This window comes from Nocardiopsis protaetiae, assembly GCF_045446735.1.
Classification (GTDB): Bacteria; Actinomycetota; Actinomycetes; order Streptosporangiales; family Streptosporangiaceae; genus Nocardiopsis; species Nocardiopsis protaetiae.
In genome coordinates this window covers 1-14,801 of record NZ_JBJJBV010000024.1, presented here as the reverse complement: position 1 = coordinate 14,801, position 14,801 = coordinate 1, and the positions used below count along the sequence as shown (strand labels likewise).

10 protein-coding genes and 1 pseudogene are annotated in these 14,801 nt (G+C 73.0%); 3 read left to right on the top strand and 8 right to left on the bottom strand.

Going from position 1 to position 14,801, the window contains the following annotated elements; genetic code table 11:
* Positions 1-3: 3 nt before the first annotated feature.
* From ACJOT3_RS06175 to ACJOT3_RS06150, 6 genes are all read right to left on the bottom strand, one after another.
* Positions 4-1,086: a hypothetical protein gene (locus ACJOT3_RS06175; protein ID WP_406969712.1), complete on the bottom strand. Its 1,083-nt coding sequence runs from the start codon at positions 1,084-1,086 to the stop codon at positions 4-6.
* Positions 1,083-2,270, bottom strand: coding sequence for a hypothetical protein (locus tag ACJOT3_RS06170; RefSeq protein ID WP_406969710.1), 1,188 nt, complete (start codon positions 2,268-2,270; stop codon positions 1,083-1,085). Before ACJOT3_RS06170 ends, ACJOT3_RS06175 begins: the two co-directional genes overlap by 4 nt.
* Positions 2,267-3,244 carry a hypothetical protein gene (locus ACJOT3_RS06165; protein ID WP_406969708.1) on the bottom strand — a complete coding sequence of 326 codons (978 nt, stop codon included), beginning with the start codon at positions 3,242-3,244 and terminating at the stop codon, positions 2,267-2,269. The genes ACJOT3_RS06170 and ACJOT3_RS06165 overlap by 4 nt, the downstream gene beginning before the upstream one ends.
* 272 nt (positions 3,245-3,516) lie before the next feature.
* Positions 3,517-4,743, bottom strand: a complete 1,227-nt coding sequence (locus ACJOT3_RS06160) for a hypothetical protein (protein ID WP_406969706.1) — start codon at positions 4,741-4,743, stop codon at positions 3,517-3,519.
* A gap of 1,498 nt (positions 4,744-6,241) precedes the next feature.
* Positions 6,242-7,084: a hypothetical protein gene (locus ACJOT3_RS06155; protein WP_406969704.1), complete on the bottom strand. Its 843-nt coding sequence runs from the start codon at positions 7,082-7,084 to the stop codon at positions 6,242-6,244.
* A gap of 1,098 nt (positions 7,085-8,182) precedes the next feature.
* Positions 8,183-9,682 (bottom strand): NAD(P)H-hydrate dehydratase, encoded by a 1,500-nt coding sequence (locus ACJOT3_RS06150; RefSeq protein ID WP_406969702.1) that lies wholly within the window; start codon positions 9,680-9,682, stop codon positions 8,183-8,185.
* Positions 9,683-9,825: 143 nt separating this feature from the next.
* On the opposite strand from ACJOT3_RS06150, the gene ACJOT3_RS06145 reads away from it, so the two are divergent.
* Both ACJOT3_RS06145 and ACJOT3_RS06140 read left to right on the top strand, forming a co-directional pair.
* On the top strand, positions 9,826-11,775 hold the full coding sequence (locus tag ACJOT3_RS06145; RefSeq protein ID WP_406969700.1) for a hypothetical protein: 1,950 nt from the start codon (positions 9,826-9,828) through the stop codon (positions 11,773-11,775).
* Positions 11,776-11,858: 83 nt separating this feature from the next.
* Positions 11,859-12,257: a hypothetical protein gene (locus ACJOT3_RS06140; RefSeq protein ID WP_406969698.1), complete on the top strand. Its 399-nt coding sequence runs from the start codon at positions 11,859-11,861 to the stop codon at positions 12,255-12,257.
* A gap of 9 nt (positions 12,258-12,266) precedes the next feature.
* On the opposite strand, the gene ACJOT3_RS06135 is transcribed toward ACJOT3_RS06140, so the two are convergent.
* A complete protein-coding gene (locus ACJOT3_RS06135) occupies positions 12,267-12,734 on the bottom strand; it encodes an excalibur calcium-binding domain-containing protein (RefSeq protein ID WP_406969696.1) in 468 nt (155 codons plus the stop codon).
* A gap of 270 nt (positions 12,735-13,004) precedes the next feature.
* The gene (locus ACJOT3_RS06130; RefSeq protein ID WP_406969694.1) at positions 13,005-14,369 is read right to left on the bottom strand and encodes an aspartate aminotransferase family protein; all 1,365 of its coding nucleotides are present in this window, start codon (positions 14,367-14,369) and stop codon (positions 13,005-13,007) included.
* Positions 14,370-14,584: 215 nt separating this feature from the next.
* On the opposite strand from ACJOT3_RS06130, the pseudogene ACJOT3_RS06125 reads away from it, so the two are divergent.
* Positions 14,585-14,801 (top strand): annotated as a pseudogene (locus tag ACJOT3_RS06125) (hypothetical protein); the annotation flags it as partial.

Here is a 14,801-nt window from a genome sequence, read left to right as displayed (position 1 = left end):
TGTTCAGTTGTCGATCCCTTCTTCGCCCGACCGGACCCTCATCGGGTCTCCGGCATCCCACACCAGCGGGAGCCGTGCCCCCGCGTTCAGGTCCCGTCCGAGGTCTCCGACCACCGCGACGTACCGGAGTCCGTCGGCGTCGTATTCGACCACGACCCGGCCGCCGCAGCCTCTGCCGGTGTTGATGTCGCCGCACCCGGTGGAGAGGACGGTCCCGGTGCCGTGCACGGGGTCTTCGATGTGTTCGCCCCGAATCCCGACGACGAAGGCGGCGGCCACCACCACGATCACCACCGGAACGGACAGCACCCAGCCGCCGATGATCACCCCTTCCGGCAGCAGCCGCGGCGGAGCCGGGGGCTTCTCCCGGGACACATGCTCCAGGTACCGCCACCAGCCCTGGAACAGCAGGTTGAGGCCGGGGAGGAACAGCAGCGCGGCCGCAGCGGCCAGGAGGAACTCGGGATTGGCGCCCTCCCACATTCCGGTCGCCACCCGGAGCAGGGTGACGGCCAGGACGACCGCCGATCCTGTGGCCAGGACTCCCCCGGCGGCCAACCGCACCACGACGGGGGCGGTCAGCGCCGTGTCGGCGGCCCGCCGCCTGCGGGCCCGGTTGGAGCGGTGGAACCGGTGGGCGCGCTGCCGTGCCCGGTACAGGACGGCGCGCGGGCCGTTCGGGTGCTGGACACCGAACGCGATGAGGGCGAGGACCGCGGGGGCGCAGTACAGCAGGGGCGGCACCCACATGCCGTCCGACAGGGCCGCCTCCTCGGGTTCCCCGGGCAGGTGGAGGACGTCCACGTCCAGGTCATCGCCGTGAAGGTGGGTTCCCCGCGCGAGGGTGGTCACCTCGGTCCCGTCGGCGGTGGTGAACACGACCTCGGGCCGACCGTCCACGACCGCGGTGACCGTGCCGGGCGAGGTCTCGGCGCGGGTCGCGTACTCCCAGCGGGTGACGGCGTCGTCCACACCCCAGAACAGGCCGAACACGGCGAGGGCGCCCAGGATCGGGCCCATGATGAGGTTGACGGCGACGGCGTCCCGCCGCAGAGGGCTGTCCAGGAGCCCGGTCCGCGCGCTCATTCGGCCGTCCCCACCCTGAAGCCGGGGTAGCGGCCGCTGGTGGCCTCCGCCTCGTCCAACCGGACGTTGGAGGGGTCGTCGGCGTCCCACACGACCGGGACCTCCTGGCCCTCGTGGTAGGTCCAGCTCCGGGTCCTCAGCACGCTCTGGTAGAGGACGCCGTCCACCTCGTATCCGAGGGCAACGGCGTCGTTGCAGCCCCGGGCCCTACCGATCACGTCACCACAGCCCACGGCGAGCACCCTCGCGGTGCCCTGCACGGGGGTGGTGACGGGCTTCTCCTCGATCAGCAGCGCGAACACCGCCGCGAGCAGGAGCACGACGACCGGCGAGCACAGCAGGGCGAGGTGGGCCCGGTCGGAGAGCAGGCTCGGGGGCGCCGGGGGCTTCTCCCGGGGCGCGCGTTCCAGGTACCGCCATCGGGCCTGGAACAGCAGGTAGGCGGCGGGGCCGATCAGTGCTCCACCGACGATCACGGACGCGATCGTTCCGGCGGGGAGCTCTGCCTCCGCCGGTCGGGCCGAGGCCGCCATGACGAGCCCCGACGGCAGCAGCACCGCCGCGGAGATCGCGAGGACCGCCCCGGCGACCGACCGCAGCACGATGGGACGGGTGAACACGCGCTCCAGCGGTTTCCTCCGCTTGTACGCGCGGACCCGGGCCCGGTACAGGAGGTCGTGGGGACCACGCGGGTGGCGTACGGCCAGGACGAGCACGGCCAGGGCCAGCGGCAGGCAGTACAGGATCGGCGGCACCCACAGCCCTTCGGGCAGGGACGCCTCCTGCGGATCGGCGGGCAGGTAGAGGACCTCCGCCGCCAAGGGGTCGCCGTGTCGGTGGGAACCCCGTGCGACGGTGGTCACCTCGGTCCCGTCGGCGGTGGTGAACACGACCTCGGGCCGACCGCCGATGACCGCTGCGACGGTGGCCTCGGCGGTCTCCGCGCGGGTCGCGTACTCCCAGCGCGTGATCAGGTCGTCCCCGCCGCCGATGAAGCCGCCGCCGACCAGGGCCGCGGAGAACACGGCGAGCATGGCGCCGATCCCGACGGCGTCCCGGAGCGAGAGCCGGTCCAGGCGGACCCCGGCCGGGGACGGGGGGAGTTCGACGGGTCCGTGAGAGGAGCGTCCCCGGCTCGGACGGTAGGGGCGCCGCTTCGGGGTCTGCTTTCGGCGCCGGGTCACCGGACGTTCTCCGGCAGCGCGATGAGGGAGGGGTCGTCCACGGACCGGAGGACCTCGATGTCGGTGAATCGCACGGCCGCCTCCGCGGTGACGCAGTCGGCCCGCGCCGAGGAGGTGTGGGGCAGGCCGTCCACCTCGTAGACAACGGTCAGCGACCCGCTGCATCCGCTCCCGGCGCCTTCTCTGACCGAGCTCTCGATGATCCGGACCTTCTGGGGAACGGTGTCGTGGCCCGCCAAACGGTCCTCCCTGTCGTCGCGCACCGCCGACCCGATGACGGTGAGGAACCCCGCGGCGAGCACGGCCACCAGTGTCCCGGCGAGGAGGCGCGTCCCACGTGGCGGGTCGGCGTCAGGGGGACGGACGGGGGCCGGAGCGTACTCGGCGTGGATCAGCCGGGCCTCGGCCCCGAAGGCGAGGGCGTACATGAAGGAGGTGAAACCGACCGCCATGGCCCACTCGGCGTCGGGAGGGATCGGGGCACGAGGGGTCGACGCGTTCACGAGGAACACGGCCGAGCACAGGGTTATCCCCGCCGCGGCGACCGCCGCGGCCGCCCAGGCCAGCACCGGTCCCCACAGGGCGCGCCCGGTGCGGCCGCCGCCGCGCTCGTGGGCGGCGGTCCGCAGCCGTATACGGAACCGTCGCAACCGCTGGACCAGCAGGATCGTCACCAGGGTGGCGATGAGGAAGAGCATGACGACGGGGAACCACACGTAGGTCGCCAGGGGGTGGTCGACGCTGAGCAGGGTTCGGTCCATCGAGTGCTGGTACACGGTGATGTCCCGCGGCGACCCGGGGGCGTACCTCCCCGAGGCGACGGCGGTCAGGGACGGGTCTGTGCCGAGGGACGGGTCTGTGCCGGGGGACAGGTCGGCACCGACGGCGAACTCGACTTCCGGGGAGCCGCGGTGGACACCGATGACGGTGGCCGGGACCTCCACGGCGTGCACGGCGAAGTCGACCGTCTCCACGATGAAACGGATGGCCGCGCCGAACCAGAACCCGAGGAGGACGCTCGCGGCACCGGCGGGCAGGAGTGCGGCGAGGATGCGGTTCCTGCGCTGCTCCGCGTTGAACCGCGGGGTGGCGGGGCGGTGGGAACGAGAAGGCGTGCCGGGGGAAGGGGGGACGGTGGATCCCCCCGGTTCGCGGGGGGATCGGCGGGGGGAAGGGTCCCGGCTCGGGCGGCGGGGGCGCCGCTGCGGGGCCGGGCGGCGCTTCGATCGCCGCGAGCGGTGCGCGCTCATCCGGTCACCACCCGGACACGGGCGGGGTCGGACGCCGGCCATTCCACCTCGACCTCGGTGGCGCCGCGCAGCAGGTCCACGGCGTCGTCGGAGCAGAACTCCGTCACCCGATGCTCGTAGGTGAGGCCGTCGGCGGTGTACCGCAGGTCCGCGGACCACCGGCACGGGCCGCGACCGCCGACCTCGCCCTGGTGGAGGATCTCGGCCGTGGCGGTGGTGGTGGTTTCGCGTGCGAAGGCGCGGTGTTCCAGGTACAGGCCGGTGAGGCCGTGGGCCGCGAACCCCAGGGGGAAGCTCAGGAAGACGGCGCAGCACAGGATCACCCCTGTGCCCTCGGGCAGCAGCCGGATGGGGCGGGGCCGCCGCGGGGCCGGGGCGTGCTCGGCGTGGAGCAGCAGTGCCCGGGCGGCGAGGGCGAGGGCACCGGTGGCGAGGATGCCCGCGGTGATCAGGGGCGGGTAGGGCGTGGTGGCCGTGGAGGTGGCGGTCGTGGCGGTGGTCGTGGCGGCGAAGGCGGTGGTCGTGGCTGTGGTGGCGGTGGTCGTGGCGGCGGCAGCGGCCAGGGCCGCGGCGGGCACCACCCAGGGCAGGACCCGCCGCCACGCTTCGCGCGTGGTGCGTTCGGTGCCGTCCTCGTGGGCGCGCACGCGGTGGCGGTGGTGGACGTCGCGCAGCGAACCCCGGAGGTACCACAGCCCCAGGCCGAGGGCGGAGGGGATCGCGAGGGCCACCGCCCACCAGGGGCGCGGGGTGTACTCCTCGGTGACCACCACGGAGGGGTCGTCGGGCAAGTAGCGGACCGCGATGGCGCGGGGGCTGTTGTGGTCGTGGGCGCCGTGGTCGTAGCCGCCGCGGGCGGTGGCGGTGACCTCGGTGCCGTCGGCGGTGGTGAAGGAGACCCACGGCTCGCCGTTCACCACGGCCACCACGCGGGCGGTGGCCGGGCGTCCCTCCTCGGCGAGTTTTAGGTGTTCTGTTTGGTGGGAGGCCAGCGCGGCGAGGCCGGTGCCGGCCAGGCCGCCGACGGTGACCACGGCGAACAGAGCGAGCAGCCAGGCGGCCAGCGGCCGCATCGGGGCGTCGGCCGGGTCGGGCTGGGCGGTGAGCCATTCGCGTACCTGGCGGTCGGCGCGCTGTTGTGACCCGCGGCGCTGCCATTCGGGGGTCTGGTGGGGGTGACGGGGGTGGTGGGGGCGGTGGTGGGTCTTGCGGCGCCGTGTCACCGGGCGGCCCCGTGGGGGGTGGCGGGGCGGTGGGGGTGGTGGGAGCGGTGGGAAGGCGTGCTGGGGGAACGAGGCACGGGGGATCTCCTTCCGGGGCACGGGCGAGGGAACGCGGCTATGTCCAGTTTGTCCTTTTCATGGACGCGTCGGGGAGCGAAACGGTTTCCTTCCGGTTCGGAAACCCGTGGGGGTTCAGGTTCAGAGGAGACCTCGGTGCCGTGGGTCCGGGGCGGTGGGAGTGCTTTCCTTGATTCCTCTGGGGGTGGGAGGTTGCGGTTCTTCCTTCCGGCACCCTCTGGGGGCGGGCGGAGGGTGCCACTGCGGCCGTCGCCCTCTGTGGCGCAGGTTGTGGTTCTTCCTGTCGGCACCCGCTGGGGGGCAGGGCGTAGCGGGTGGTCGTGGCTGTCACCCTCTGCGGCGAAGGTTCCGGTACCTGCCGCCTCCGCCCCTGGGGCGGGGTCGCGATTCCCCTTCGGGTGTGGGGCCAGGGCACAGCGGATGACCACGGCCTCCACCCCCTGCGGTGAAGGTTCCGGTACCTGCCGCCTCCACCCTTGGAGCGGGGTCGCGGTCCTTCCTCCGATCTGGGGCTGATGCCGCGGATACCTGCGGCCTGCACCCCCTTGGGACTGGGGTGGTGGTTCTTCCTCCGGACACTCCCTGTGGTTGGGGAGGGTGGTGGGGGCGGGGGTTACTGCGTCTGTGGTCGGGCTTTCAAGCGAGGTCTGTGCAACCGCGGCTTTGCAGGCGGAGCGTCTTTCCGTGGACCTGTGTGGTCGGGGGTGTGCGCTGTGCCCCGACCCGTCCCCTGGAAACACCCCCACCGCTCGGGACGTGAGTCCAACGCGTACGTCTTTTTGGTCTGCCGGGCGTCGTAACGTGGGGACGGCTCCGCGCCCAGCCCGGGTCTGTACGTTCCCAGGGGGTGACCCGTGGAGACCAACGCGACCGAGAGCGGCCCCCTACACCGCCCTCCGCAGATGGTTGCCGTTCTGGAAACCTGCTCTTGCTGTCTCACCCCCTGGGGCACGGGCCCCGTCCCGCTCTACCGACACCCCCTGAGGTCGGGGCGGGAGGCCTCGTGCGGCCCTCACCCCCTGCGGCGGGGGTGGTCAGGGATGTGGCCGGGTTGTGGCTGAGGCCCCGGGGAAGGTGGAAACCCTCTGGGGTTGGGGCGGGAGGTCTCGTGCGGCCGTCACCCCCTGTGGCGGGGGAGGCGCGACACCCTCCGGCTGTGGCTAAGGGCTCCAAGAGGGGGATGGGGCTGTGGCTGAGGCCCCCGGGTGAGTGGGAAACCCCCTGGAATGGAGAGGTCCCGGTCGGGTGGGAAACCCCCTGGGGTCGGGGGCCGGAGGCCTCCTGCCGCCGTCACCCCCTGCGGCGGGGGTGGCCGGGAAAGTGGCCGGGCTGGGGCTGAGGACCCGGGCCGGTTTCCGGCTGGGGTCGGGGACCCCGGTCGGGTGGGAAACCCCTGGGGCGGGTAGCGGGGTTCTGTTGTTCAGAGGAGGGCCAGGGCTACTACGCCCGCGCAGGTCCAGGCGAAGCAGAGGTCCAGTGGGAACGCGCGTTCCCAGACCAGGCGGCGGGCGGGGGTGCCTGCGGTGGCCGGGCGGGTGCGGGCGACGAAGTCGTGCACACGGGCAACGGTCCGGTGGCGGTGTCCCGGGGTGCGCGCCCAGGTGGTGGAGGAGACCTCGGTGCCGTCGGTGAGGTGCACGGTGATGCCGCGCTCTCCTGATAGGTGCGCCACCTGTTCGACCGGGACGACCGTGGTCCGGCGCCCCCCGTACAGGTAGAGGTGGGTGCCGTCCAGGACGATGCGCGGGAGCAGCAGCCCCTGGGCGACCGCGCCGGCTGCGGCTGCCAGGACGACGACCGCCACCACGGCGGGCCAGCCCTCGACGGCGGTGAGCGCCACGGTGGCCGTGGCCAAGAGGATGAGCAGGGCGGCCCCCGCCATCCGGCGGCCGCGGTCGGCGAGGGTGCGCGAGGGCAGCGGGCGGGGTTCTGGGCGCCCGCTCGGCCCGCGGCCGGTACGCAGACGCCGCAGCCCTGCGTCAACGGAGGGCATCCCCCACATGGCGAAGGCCGCGAGCATGGAAACGGATGTGTATCCGGCCGGCTCCATGGCCCACATGACCAGCCCGACGGCCGCAGTCCCCAAGTAGAAGCGGGCGCAGGAGTGCGGCATCAGGACGGACCGCAGCAGGAGGAGGGTCATCCCCTCCACCGGTTCCCCGGCGACGGCGCGGTCCTTGCGGATGATCCAAGCCTCCACGGCCAGGGCCGCAGCGAGTCCAAGGAGGAACGCGGCACCGAGCAGGGCTACGGCAAGGGACATGGGGGGTGTCCGTCCGGTCGGTTTACAAGTCCCCCATCATGCCAGTCGGCCGCGGGCTCCCGGAGGGCCAGGAGCGCCTTGGAGATGCCCTCTAACAGGCCCAAACCCCCGACCGGGACCTCAGCCACAGCCCCATCCCCCTCTTGGAGCCCTTAGCCACAGCCGGAGAGTGTCGCGCCTCCCCCGCCACAGGGGGTGACGGCAGTAGGAGGCCTCCCGCCCCAACCCCAGGGGGTTACCCACCTGACCTGGGGACCTCAGCCCCAGCCCGGTCACCTACCCGGGGCCTTAGCCACAACCGGAGTGCGTTGTGCCTCCCCCGCCGCAGGGGGTGACGGCCGCACAAGGCCTCCCGCCCCAACCCCAGGGGGTGTCGGGAGGAAGGACCGCGACCCCGGCCCCAGGGGGTGAGACAGCAAGAGCAGGTTTCCCAAACGCCCGCCATCTGCGGAGGGCGGTGTGCGGAGACCGCTCTCGGTCGCGTTGGTCTCCACGGGTCACCCCCTGGGAACGTACAGACCCGGGCTGGGCGCGGAGCCGTCCCCACGGTACGAGGCCCGGCAGACCAAAAAGACGTACGCGTTCGATGCACGTCCCCGGTGGTGGGGGTGTTCTCCGGGGACGGGTCGGGGCACAGCGCACACCCCCGACCACACAGGTCCACGGAAAGACGCTCCGACTGTGAAGCCGCGGTTGCACAGACCTCGCTTGAAAGCCCAGACACCTGGTGTAGTAACCCTCGCCCTCATTGCCCTCCCCAGACACAGGGGGTGTCCGGAGGAAGAACCACGACCTGCACTCCAGAGGGTGAAACCCCGGCCCCGATCGCCCTCCCCGCCACAGGGGGTATCGGGAGGAAAAACCACAACCCCCACCCCAGAGGGTGACGGCCGCAGATACCTGCCGCCCCCGGACACGGGCGTGCCGGGAGGAAGGACCACCACCGCTACCATCGAAAGTGTGGCTGCGGTTCACCCCCGTGGCGAGGCAAGCGCGATGCCCTCCGGCTGGGGTGAGGACTCCAGGCCGGGAAACCCCCTGAGGCCGGGGCCGGAGGCCTCCTACTGCCGTCACCCCCTGCCCCGGGGCAAGCCCTAGTCAGTCGGCACCGGGCTCCCGAAGGGCCCGGAGGGCCAGGAGGTCCAAGAGTGCCTTCGGGATGCCCTCCAGCAGGTCCGAGGCGCTGACCGGGGCGCCCGCGCGCGCCAGTACCGCCGCGCGGCCGTGGAGGTGGGCGCCGCAGGCGGCCGCCTCCGTCGCGGGCAGGCCCGCGGCCATGAACGCGCCGATGACGCCCGACAGCACGTCGCCGGAGCCCGCGGTGGCCAGCAACGGGGTGCCCGTGGTGTTGGCGACGACCGGCGAGCCCGGGTGGGCGATGAGGGTCGTCGACCCCTTGAGCAGCACCGTGCAGTCCAGCTCGCGGGCCGCCCGGGTGACGTGGTCCAGGCGGCGGGCCTCGACCGCGTCGCGGTCGGTGCCCAGCAGCCGGGCCAGCTCCCCCGCGTGCGGGGTGAGCAGGGTCGGCGCCGTGCGTTCGCGCACCGGTTCCGTGAGGGTGCCGCCGGCCAGGACGGTGATGGCGTCCGCGTCGACCAGCACCGGGAGGTCGCTCTCCAGCACCACGCGGAGTTCGTCGGCGTTGCCCGGCCGGATGCCGCGCCCCGGCCCGATGACGACCGCGGCCGCCCGCCCCGGGTCCAGGCGGGTGCTGCTCAGCGGGTCCCTGACCTCGGCGACGACCTCCGGCCAGCGGTCGAGCACCTGGTCGACCACGGCCTCGCACCCCGCGTAGCGGACCATGCCCACGCCGGTGCGCAGCGCCCCGCCGACGGTGAGGACCGCGGCGCCCCGGTAGGGGGCCGAGCCCGCGCGGACGGCGAGGACGCCCCGGCGGTATTTGTCGGACTCGGGGCCGGGAACGGGCAGCAGCGCGGCGACGTCGGCGTCGTCGAAGGCCAGCAGGGCGGGTCCGGGCAGTTCGGGCCCCAGCCCGATGTCCACCAAGTGCACGCGCCCGGCGCGGGAGGCACCCGGGTCGACGAGCAGCCCCGGCTTGAACGTCCCGAACGTGACGGTGACGTCGGCGCGTACCGCGGCTCCCGGCACCTCGCCGGTGTCGGCGTCCACCCCGCTGGGCAGGTCGACGGCGACCACCGGTGCCGGGGCGTTGGCGGCCAGGGCCGCCAGGGCGGCGAACGGGGGCCGCAGCCCGCCGCGGCCGCCGATGCCGAGCAGGCCGTCGACGATGAGGTCGGCCTCGAACAGGGCGTCCTCGGCCTCCTCGGCGGAGACGGCGCGCCCGCCCGCGGCGCGCAGCGCCGCCAGCCCGCCCGTGTGCGTGCGGCCGGCGGCGGGGACCGCGCGGACGGCGGCGCCCCGGGCGGCCAGGGCGGCGCCGGCGTAGAGGGCGTCGCCGCCGTTGTCCCCCGGGCCGACGAGCAGCACGACCCGGGACCCGTACACGTGCGGCAGCAGGCGGGCGCACTCCACGGCCAGGCCGGCGGCGGCGCGGCGCATCAGCGCCCCTTCGGGCAGCCGGGCCATGAGCGCGGCCTCGGCCTCGCGGACGACGCCGACGGTGTGTGCGTAGCGCACGGGCGGACCTCCCGGAAAGGTGGCGGAAGCACCATCGTGCCGTATGGGGGCGGTGGGGCGCCGGGGGCGCCACGCGGGGGATTTTCCGGCCGGATATCACCATTCCGCTACACAACGGAGTGTCTCATTGACACACTGGAATCATGCCTCGACCGAGCAAGTACGTCTCCCGGGCCGATCTCGGGTGGGGTCCCTCGCCCGCCGGGCGCGCCGACCCCAAGAGCGGCCTGGTCGTCCACTACGACAGCGTCGACCAGAACCTCGCCAACAGAAACCACTCGGCCTGTATCGCCTACTGGAACAGCACCCGCCGCTTCCACACCGGCCCGAGCCGGGGCTGGGCGGACATCGGCTACTGCGTCGACGAGGAGACGCAGATCCTCACCGAGGACGGGTGGCGCCCCTTCGACGCCATCTCTCCCGGCGACCTCGTCCTGACCCTGGACCACACCACCGGCCTGTCCCGCTGGCAGCCGCTGCTGGCGGTGAACGTCTTCCCCGCGGTGCCGCGCGAGCTCCTCCTCATGGAGGGCCGCGGCCACTCCTCCCTGACCACCCCGGGCCACCGCTGGCCGGTGGAGCGCCGGACCGGCAGACCGCGGCTGGACCCGCGCCCGGGCAGCGGGTTCGCCCCCGCCTGGACCACCTCGCAGGACCTGACCGTCCGCGACCGCATCCGCACCGCCGCCCCCTGTGCGGACCTGCCGGGGCAGGCCAAGTGGCCCGACGCCCTGGTGGAGCTGGTGGCCTGGGCGTGGTCGGTGCCCGGGGACGCGACGGTGATCCGGCGTCCGCTGCGGCGCGGCACCGAGGACGCCGCCCGGGTGCGCGCCATGCTGCACGGCCTGTTCGGCGCGGCGTCGGCGGGCGCCCCCGAGCCGACGGACGCGGTCACCTGGTGGGAGGAGCACACCTCCTCGGAGGCGGTGTTCCGGCTGTCGGCGGGCGCCGACGGGGCGCTGGCCGAGCAGATGCCGGGGCGGGTGCCCTCGCACGCGTTCCTGCGTTCGCTCACCCGCGCCCAGCTCGACCTGTTCCTGCGGGTCGTCATGGCCTCGGCGGGCAGGGACGACCGGTTCCTGGACCGGCCGGACGAGGCGGGCGCGGAGGCGTTCCGGTTCGCGGCCGTCCTGGCCGGGCGGACGGCGTCGGTGCGCGGCGTCCCGCTCGGCGGGTGGCGGGTGGAGCTGTCCCGGGAGCAGACGTTGAGCCCCAGGGCGGTGGCGGCCCGCACCGACGGGTTCACGGTCGGGCCCGTCCGCCACGAGGGCCGGATCTGGTGCCCGACCACCCCGGACGGGACCTGGATGGCCCGGCGGGCGGGCACCGCGTACTTCACCGGGAACTCGTTCATGGCCTGCGCGCACGGCCACGTGCTGGAGGGGCGGGGGCTGTACCGGGTCCAGGCCGCCCAGCCCGGCGGGAACTCCTCGCACTACAGCGTCACCCTGGCCACCGGGCCCAGGGACCCCGTCACCCCGGCCCAGATCGAGGCGGTCCGGCAGCTGCGGCAGTGGCTGATGGAGCCGGCGACCTCCATCGCCGGCAGGGTCCTGGGGCACCGGGACTTCGTCGCCACCTCCTGTCCGGGTGACACGGCCTACCGGATGGTCCGGGACGGCACCTTCACCAAGCCCCCGAGCGGATCCGAAGGAGACGACGACATGCCCAGGCACCGCAGGTTCGAGAAGGACGAGGCACAGGAGCTGGCCCCGGACACGTGGACGAGCCTGAGGTTCGACCGGCGCCACGACGGCCACACCGGGGAGCTGTACGCGCTGGTCGGGGCGGACGAGCCGAACGGCGCGCTGTACGACGTGTCGGTGGGGGTGACGCTGGAGGGCCTGGCACCGGGCACCGAGGTGCAGCTGCGCGCCGCCGAGTACGAACCGGACGGCAACGGCGGCTGGAAGGTGGCCCGCAACCGTCCGGTGGACTCGCCCGTGCAGGCGGGCGGCAACGGCCACTTCACCTACGCCTGGAAGGGCAGTCTGGGGGCGGGCCGCCGGGTGCGCATCCGGGTGGCCCAGTACGGCGGGGCCCCGGCCCGGATCGTCCGGGCCACCGCCGACGTGTTCTTCTGGCCCAGGTGACACGGTCACGGCGGGTGATTGATCGGTGACCCCCGGGGCCGGATGCTGGACGTGACCGGCGACCGGCCCCGAGGAGCAGTCCCATGCCCGACCACCACCGCTTCGCCAAGGACACCCGCGTGACCCTGGCCCCGGCGACCTGGCACGACATCGAGTTCGACCGCCGCGACGACGGGGCGGCCGACATCCGGGCGCTGGCCCTGGAGGGCCGCTACGACCTGTCGGTGGGGGTGACCCTGATGGGCATCACGCCGGGCACCGAGGTGCAGCTGCGCGCGGTGGAGTTCGACGCGGGCGGCGATCCGCTCTCCGAGCGCCCGGCGGGCAGCGCCGTGCACGCCATCGGCCGCGGCCGGTTCGCCTACTCGTGGAAGGGCACGGTGCCCGAGGGCGGCCGGGTGGGGGTGCGGGTGATCCAGTTCGGCCAGGCCGACGCCCACCTGGTGTCCGCCGAGGCCGACGTCTTCACCTGGCCCACCTGAACGCGGGTCCTATTCGCAGCCGACCCCGTCGCCGTCGCGGTCCAGGTGCGACCCGTACCCCGGGTCGCCGCGCCGGACGGGCGCGGCTCCGGCCGCTCGCGCGGCGTCGCAGTTCTGGTAGTACACCGGGGCGCCGCCGTCGTCGTCGTTCCCGCCGCCCCCGCCGCCACCGCCGCTGTCGGCGCGCTCGGTCACGGTCTCGGTGACGGTGACCGTCTCGGTGGCGGTGACCTCGACCTCCACCTCGGTCTCCTCCGTCTCCGTGGCGGTCGCGGTGACCGTGGCCATGACGGTGGCCACGGCGGGTGCGGGGGCCGCGGTGTCGCTCCCGCCGCCGCCCACCGCGGCGGCGCAGGAACCGATGACGACCGCGAAGATCAGGGCGCCGGCGCAGCCGACGACCCCGAGGCCGATCTTGTTACCCGTGGACATGGGCGCGCCGGAGGGCGCGGACGGGGGGAACGAGGGCGAGGTCATGACCGCTCCGTATCGGGGGAAGGGGCGACGGAGCGGGCGCCGCGGTGTTCGTGGACCGGGTGGGGACACCGCGGACCGTGGTCAACGACGGTAGCCCAGCAGATCCCCCGATGTCCCCCTTTTCATGAAAAACACGGGCATGACGACGCCCCTCAGCCGAGGGGGCCTGAGGGGCGTCGTAGGGCCGCTGTGCTTCCTGAAACCCGTTCCCGCCTTCTAAGGGCGCCGAGCACGAGCCGAAGCGGAGCGGAGGTTCGAAAAAGGCACAGTCTAGAGCTGGTCCCAGGCCTCGGTGAGGACCTTGCGCAGGATCGACTCGATCTCCTCGAAGTGCTCCGGCCCGCAGGTCAGCGGCGGGGAGAGCTGGATGACCGGCTCGCCGCGGTCGTCGGCGCGGCAGATGAGCCCGGCGTCGAACAGCGCGCCCGACAGGAAGCCCTTGAGGAGGCGGTGCGACTCCTCGTCGCTGAACGTCTCCTTGGTCTCCTTGTCCTTGACGAGCTCGATGCCGTAGAAGTACCCGTCGCCGCGCACGTCGCCGACGATCGGCAGGTCCAGCAGCTTCTCCAGGGTCGCCCGGAACACCGGCGCGTTCTGTCGCACGTTGTCGAGGATGCCCTCGCTCTCGAACAGGTCGAGGTTGGCCAGCGCCGCCGCGGCCGCCACCGGGTGCCCGGCGAAGGTGATGCCGTGCAGGAAGGACGCGCCCTTCTCCTTGAACGGCTCCATCAGCCTCTCGCGGGCGACCATGCCGCCCAGCGGGACGTATCCGCTGGTGGCGCCCTTGGCGAAGGTGATGATGTCCGGCACGTAGCCGTACTTGGTGGCGCCGAAGTACTCGCCCAGGCGGCCGAACGCGCAGATGACCTCGTCGGACACCATGAGCACGCCGTACCGGTCGCAGATCTCGCGGACCCGCTGGAGGTACCCGGGCGGCGGCGGGAAGCAGCCGCCGGAGTTCTGGACGGGCTCGACGTAGACCGCGGCGATGGTGTCCGGGTCGTTCTGGACGATCGCCTCCTCGATCTGGTCGGCGGCCCACCGGCCGAACGCCTCGACGTCGTCGCCGTGGTGGGGCGCCCGGTAGAAGTTGGTGTTGGGCACCTGGAGGGTGCTGGGGACCAGCGGCTCGAACGGGGTCTTGATGCCCTGGAGGCCGGTGATGGACAGGGCGCCCATGCTGGTGCCGTGGTAGGCGATGCGCCGGCTGATCACCTTGTGCCGGGTGGGCTCGCCGATCGCCTTGAAGTACTGGCGGGCCAGCTTCCAGGCGGACTCGACGGCCTCGGAGCCGCTGGTGGTGAAGAAGACGCGATTGAGGTCGCCGGGCGCGAGGTCGGCGATCCGGTCGGCGAGCTCGACGGCCTTGGGGTGCGCGTAGGTCCAGATGGGGAAGTACGCGAGCTCGCGGGCCTGCTCGGCGATGGCGTCGGCGATCTCGGTGCGGCCGTGGCCGACCTGGCTGACGAAGAGCCCGGCGAGTCCGTCGAGGTACCGCTTGCCCTTGTCGTCGTAGACGTACACGCCCTCGCCGCGGCTGATGACGGGGACGTCGGCGTCGTTGTAGGCGGCCATCTCCGTGAAGTGCATCCACAGGTGGTCCTTGGCGGCCCGCTGGAGGTGCTCAGGACTCATGTGCGCTGCCACTTGGTGCTCCAAGTTCGTCGGTATCGCGGGGACCACGACTCGGGTCGACCCGGGGGTCACGTGCACGACCCTCTCAATAGAAATAGTCGCACTGTTCCACGTTCTGTCAAGTATCCGTTGAGAAACCTAATCTTTACAACGGAATCCATTGATAGATCTTGATCTCGCCGTTGCCGAGTGGCAGTGTGGCAGATCACAGCGCTATGCGCGCGCGCATCAACAGCCCGTCGGCGCACCGACACGCCCGACCGACCCGGGAGCAGAGCACCGTGACCCAAGACCTGCGCAACTTCGTCAACGGCGAGTACGTGGACACGGCCGACGGAATCCGCAGCGATCTCATCGATCCGGCCACGGGGAAGGTCTTCGCCACCGCCCCGGTCTCCACCGCCGAGGATGTCGACGCCGCGTTCCAGGCCG

Excerpts from the sequence above, each read along its gene's own strand:
- ACJOT3_RS06175 (WP_406969712.1), bottom strand. The coding sequence starts at position 1,086 with ATGAGCGCGCGGACCGGGCTCCTGGACAGCCCTCTGCGGCGGGACGCC.
- ACJOT3_RS06155 (WP_406969704.1), bottom strand. The coding sequence starts at position 7,084 with ATGTCCCTTGCCGTAGCCCTGCTCGGTGCCGCGTTCCTCCTTGGACTC.
- ACJOT3_RS06145 (WP_406969700.1), top strand. The coding sequence starts at position 9,826 with ATGCCTCGACCGAGCAAGTACGTCTCCCGGGCCGATCTCGGGTGGGGT.
- ACJOT3_RS06140 (WP_406969698.1), top strand. The coding sequence starts at position 11,859 with ATGCCCGACCACCACCGCTTCGCCAAGGACACCCGCGTGACCCTGGCC.
- ACJOT3_RS06135 (WP_406969696.1), bottom strand. The coding sequence starts at position 12,734 with ATGACCTCGCCCTCGTTCCCCCCGTCCGCGCCCTCCGGCGCGCCCATG.
- ACJOT3_RS06130 (WP_406969694.1), bottom strand. The coding sequence starts at position 14,369 with ATGAGTCCTGAGCACCTCCAGCGGGCCGCCAAGGACCACCTGTGGATG.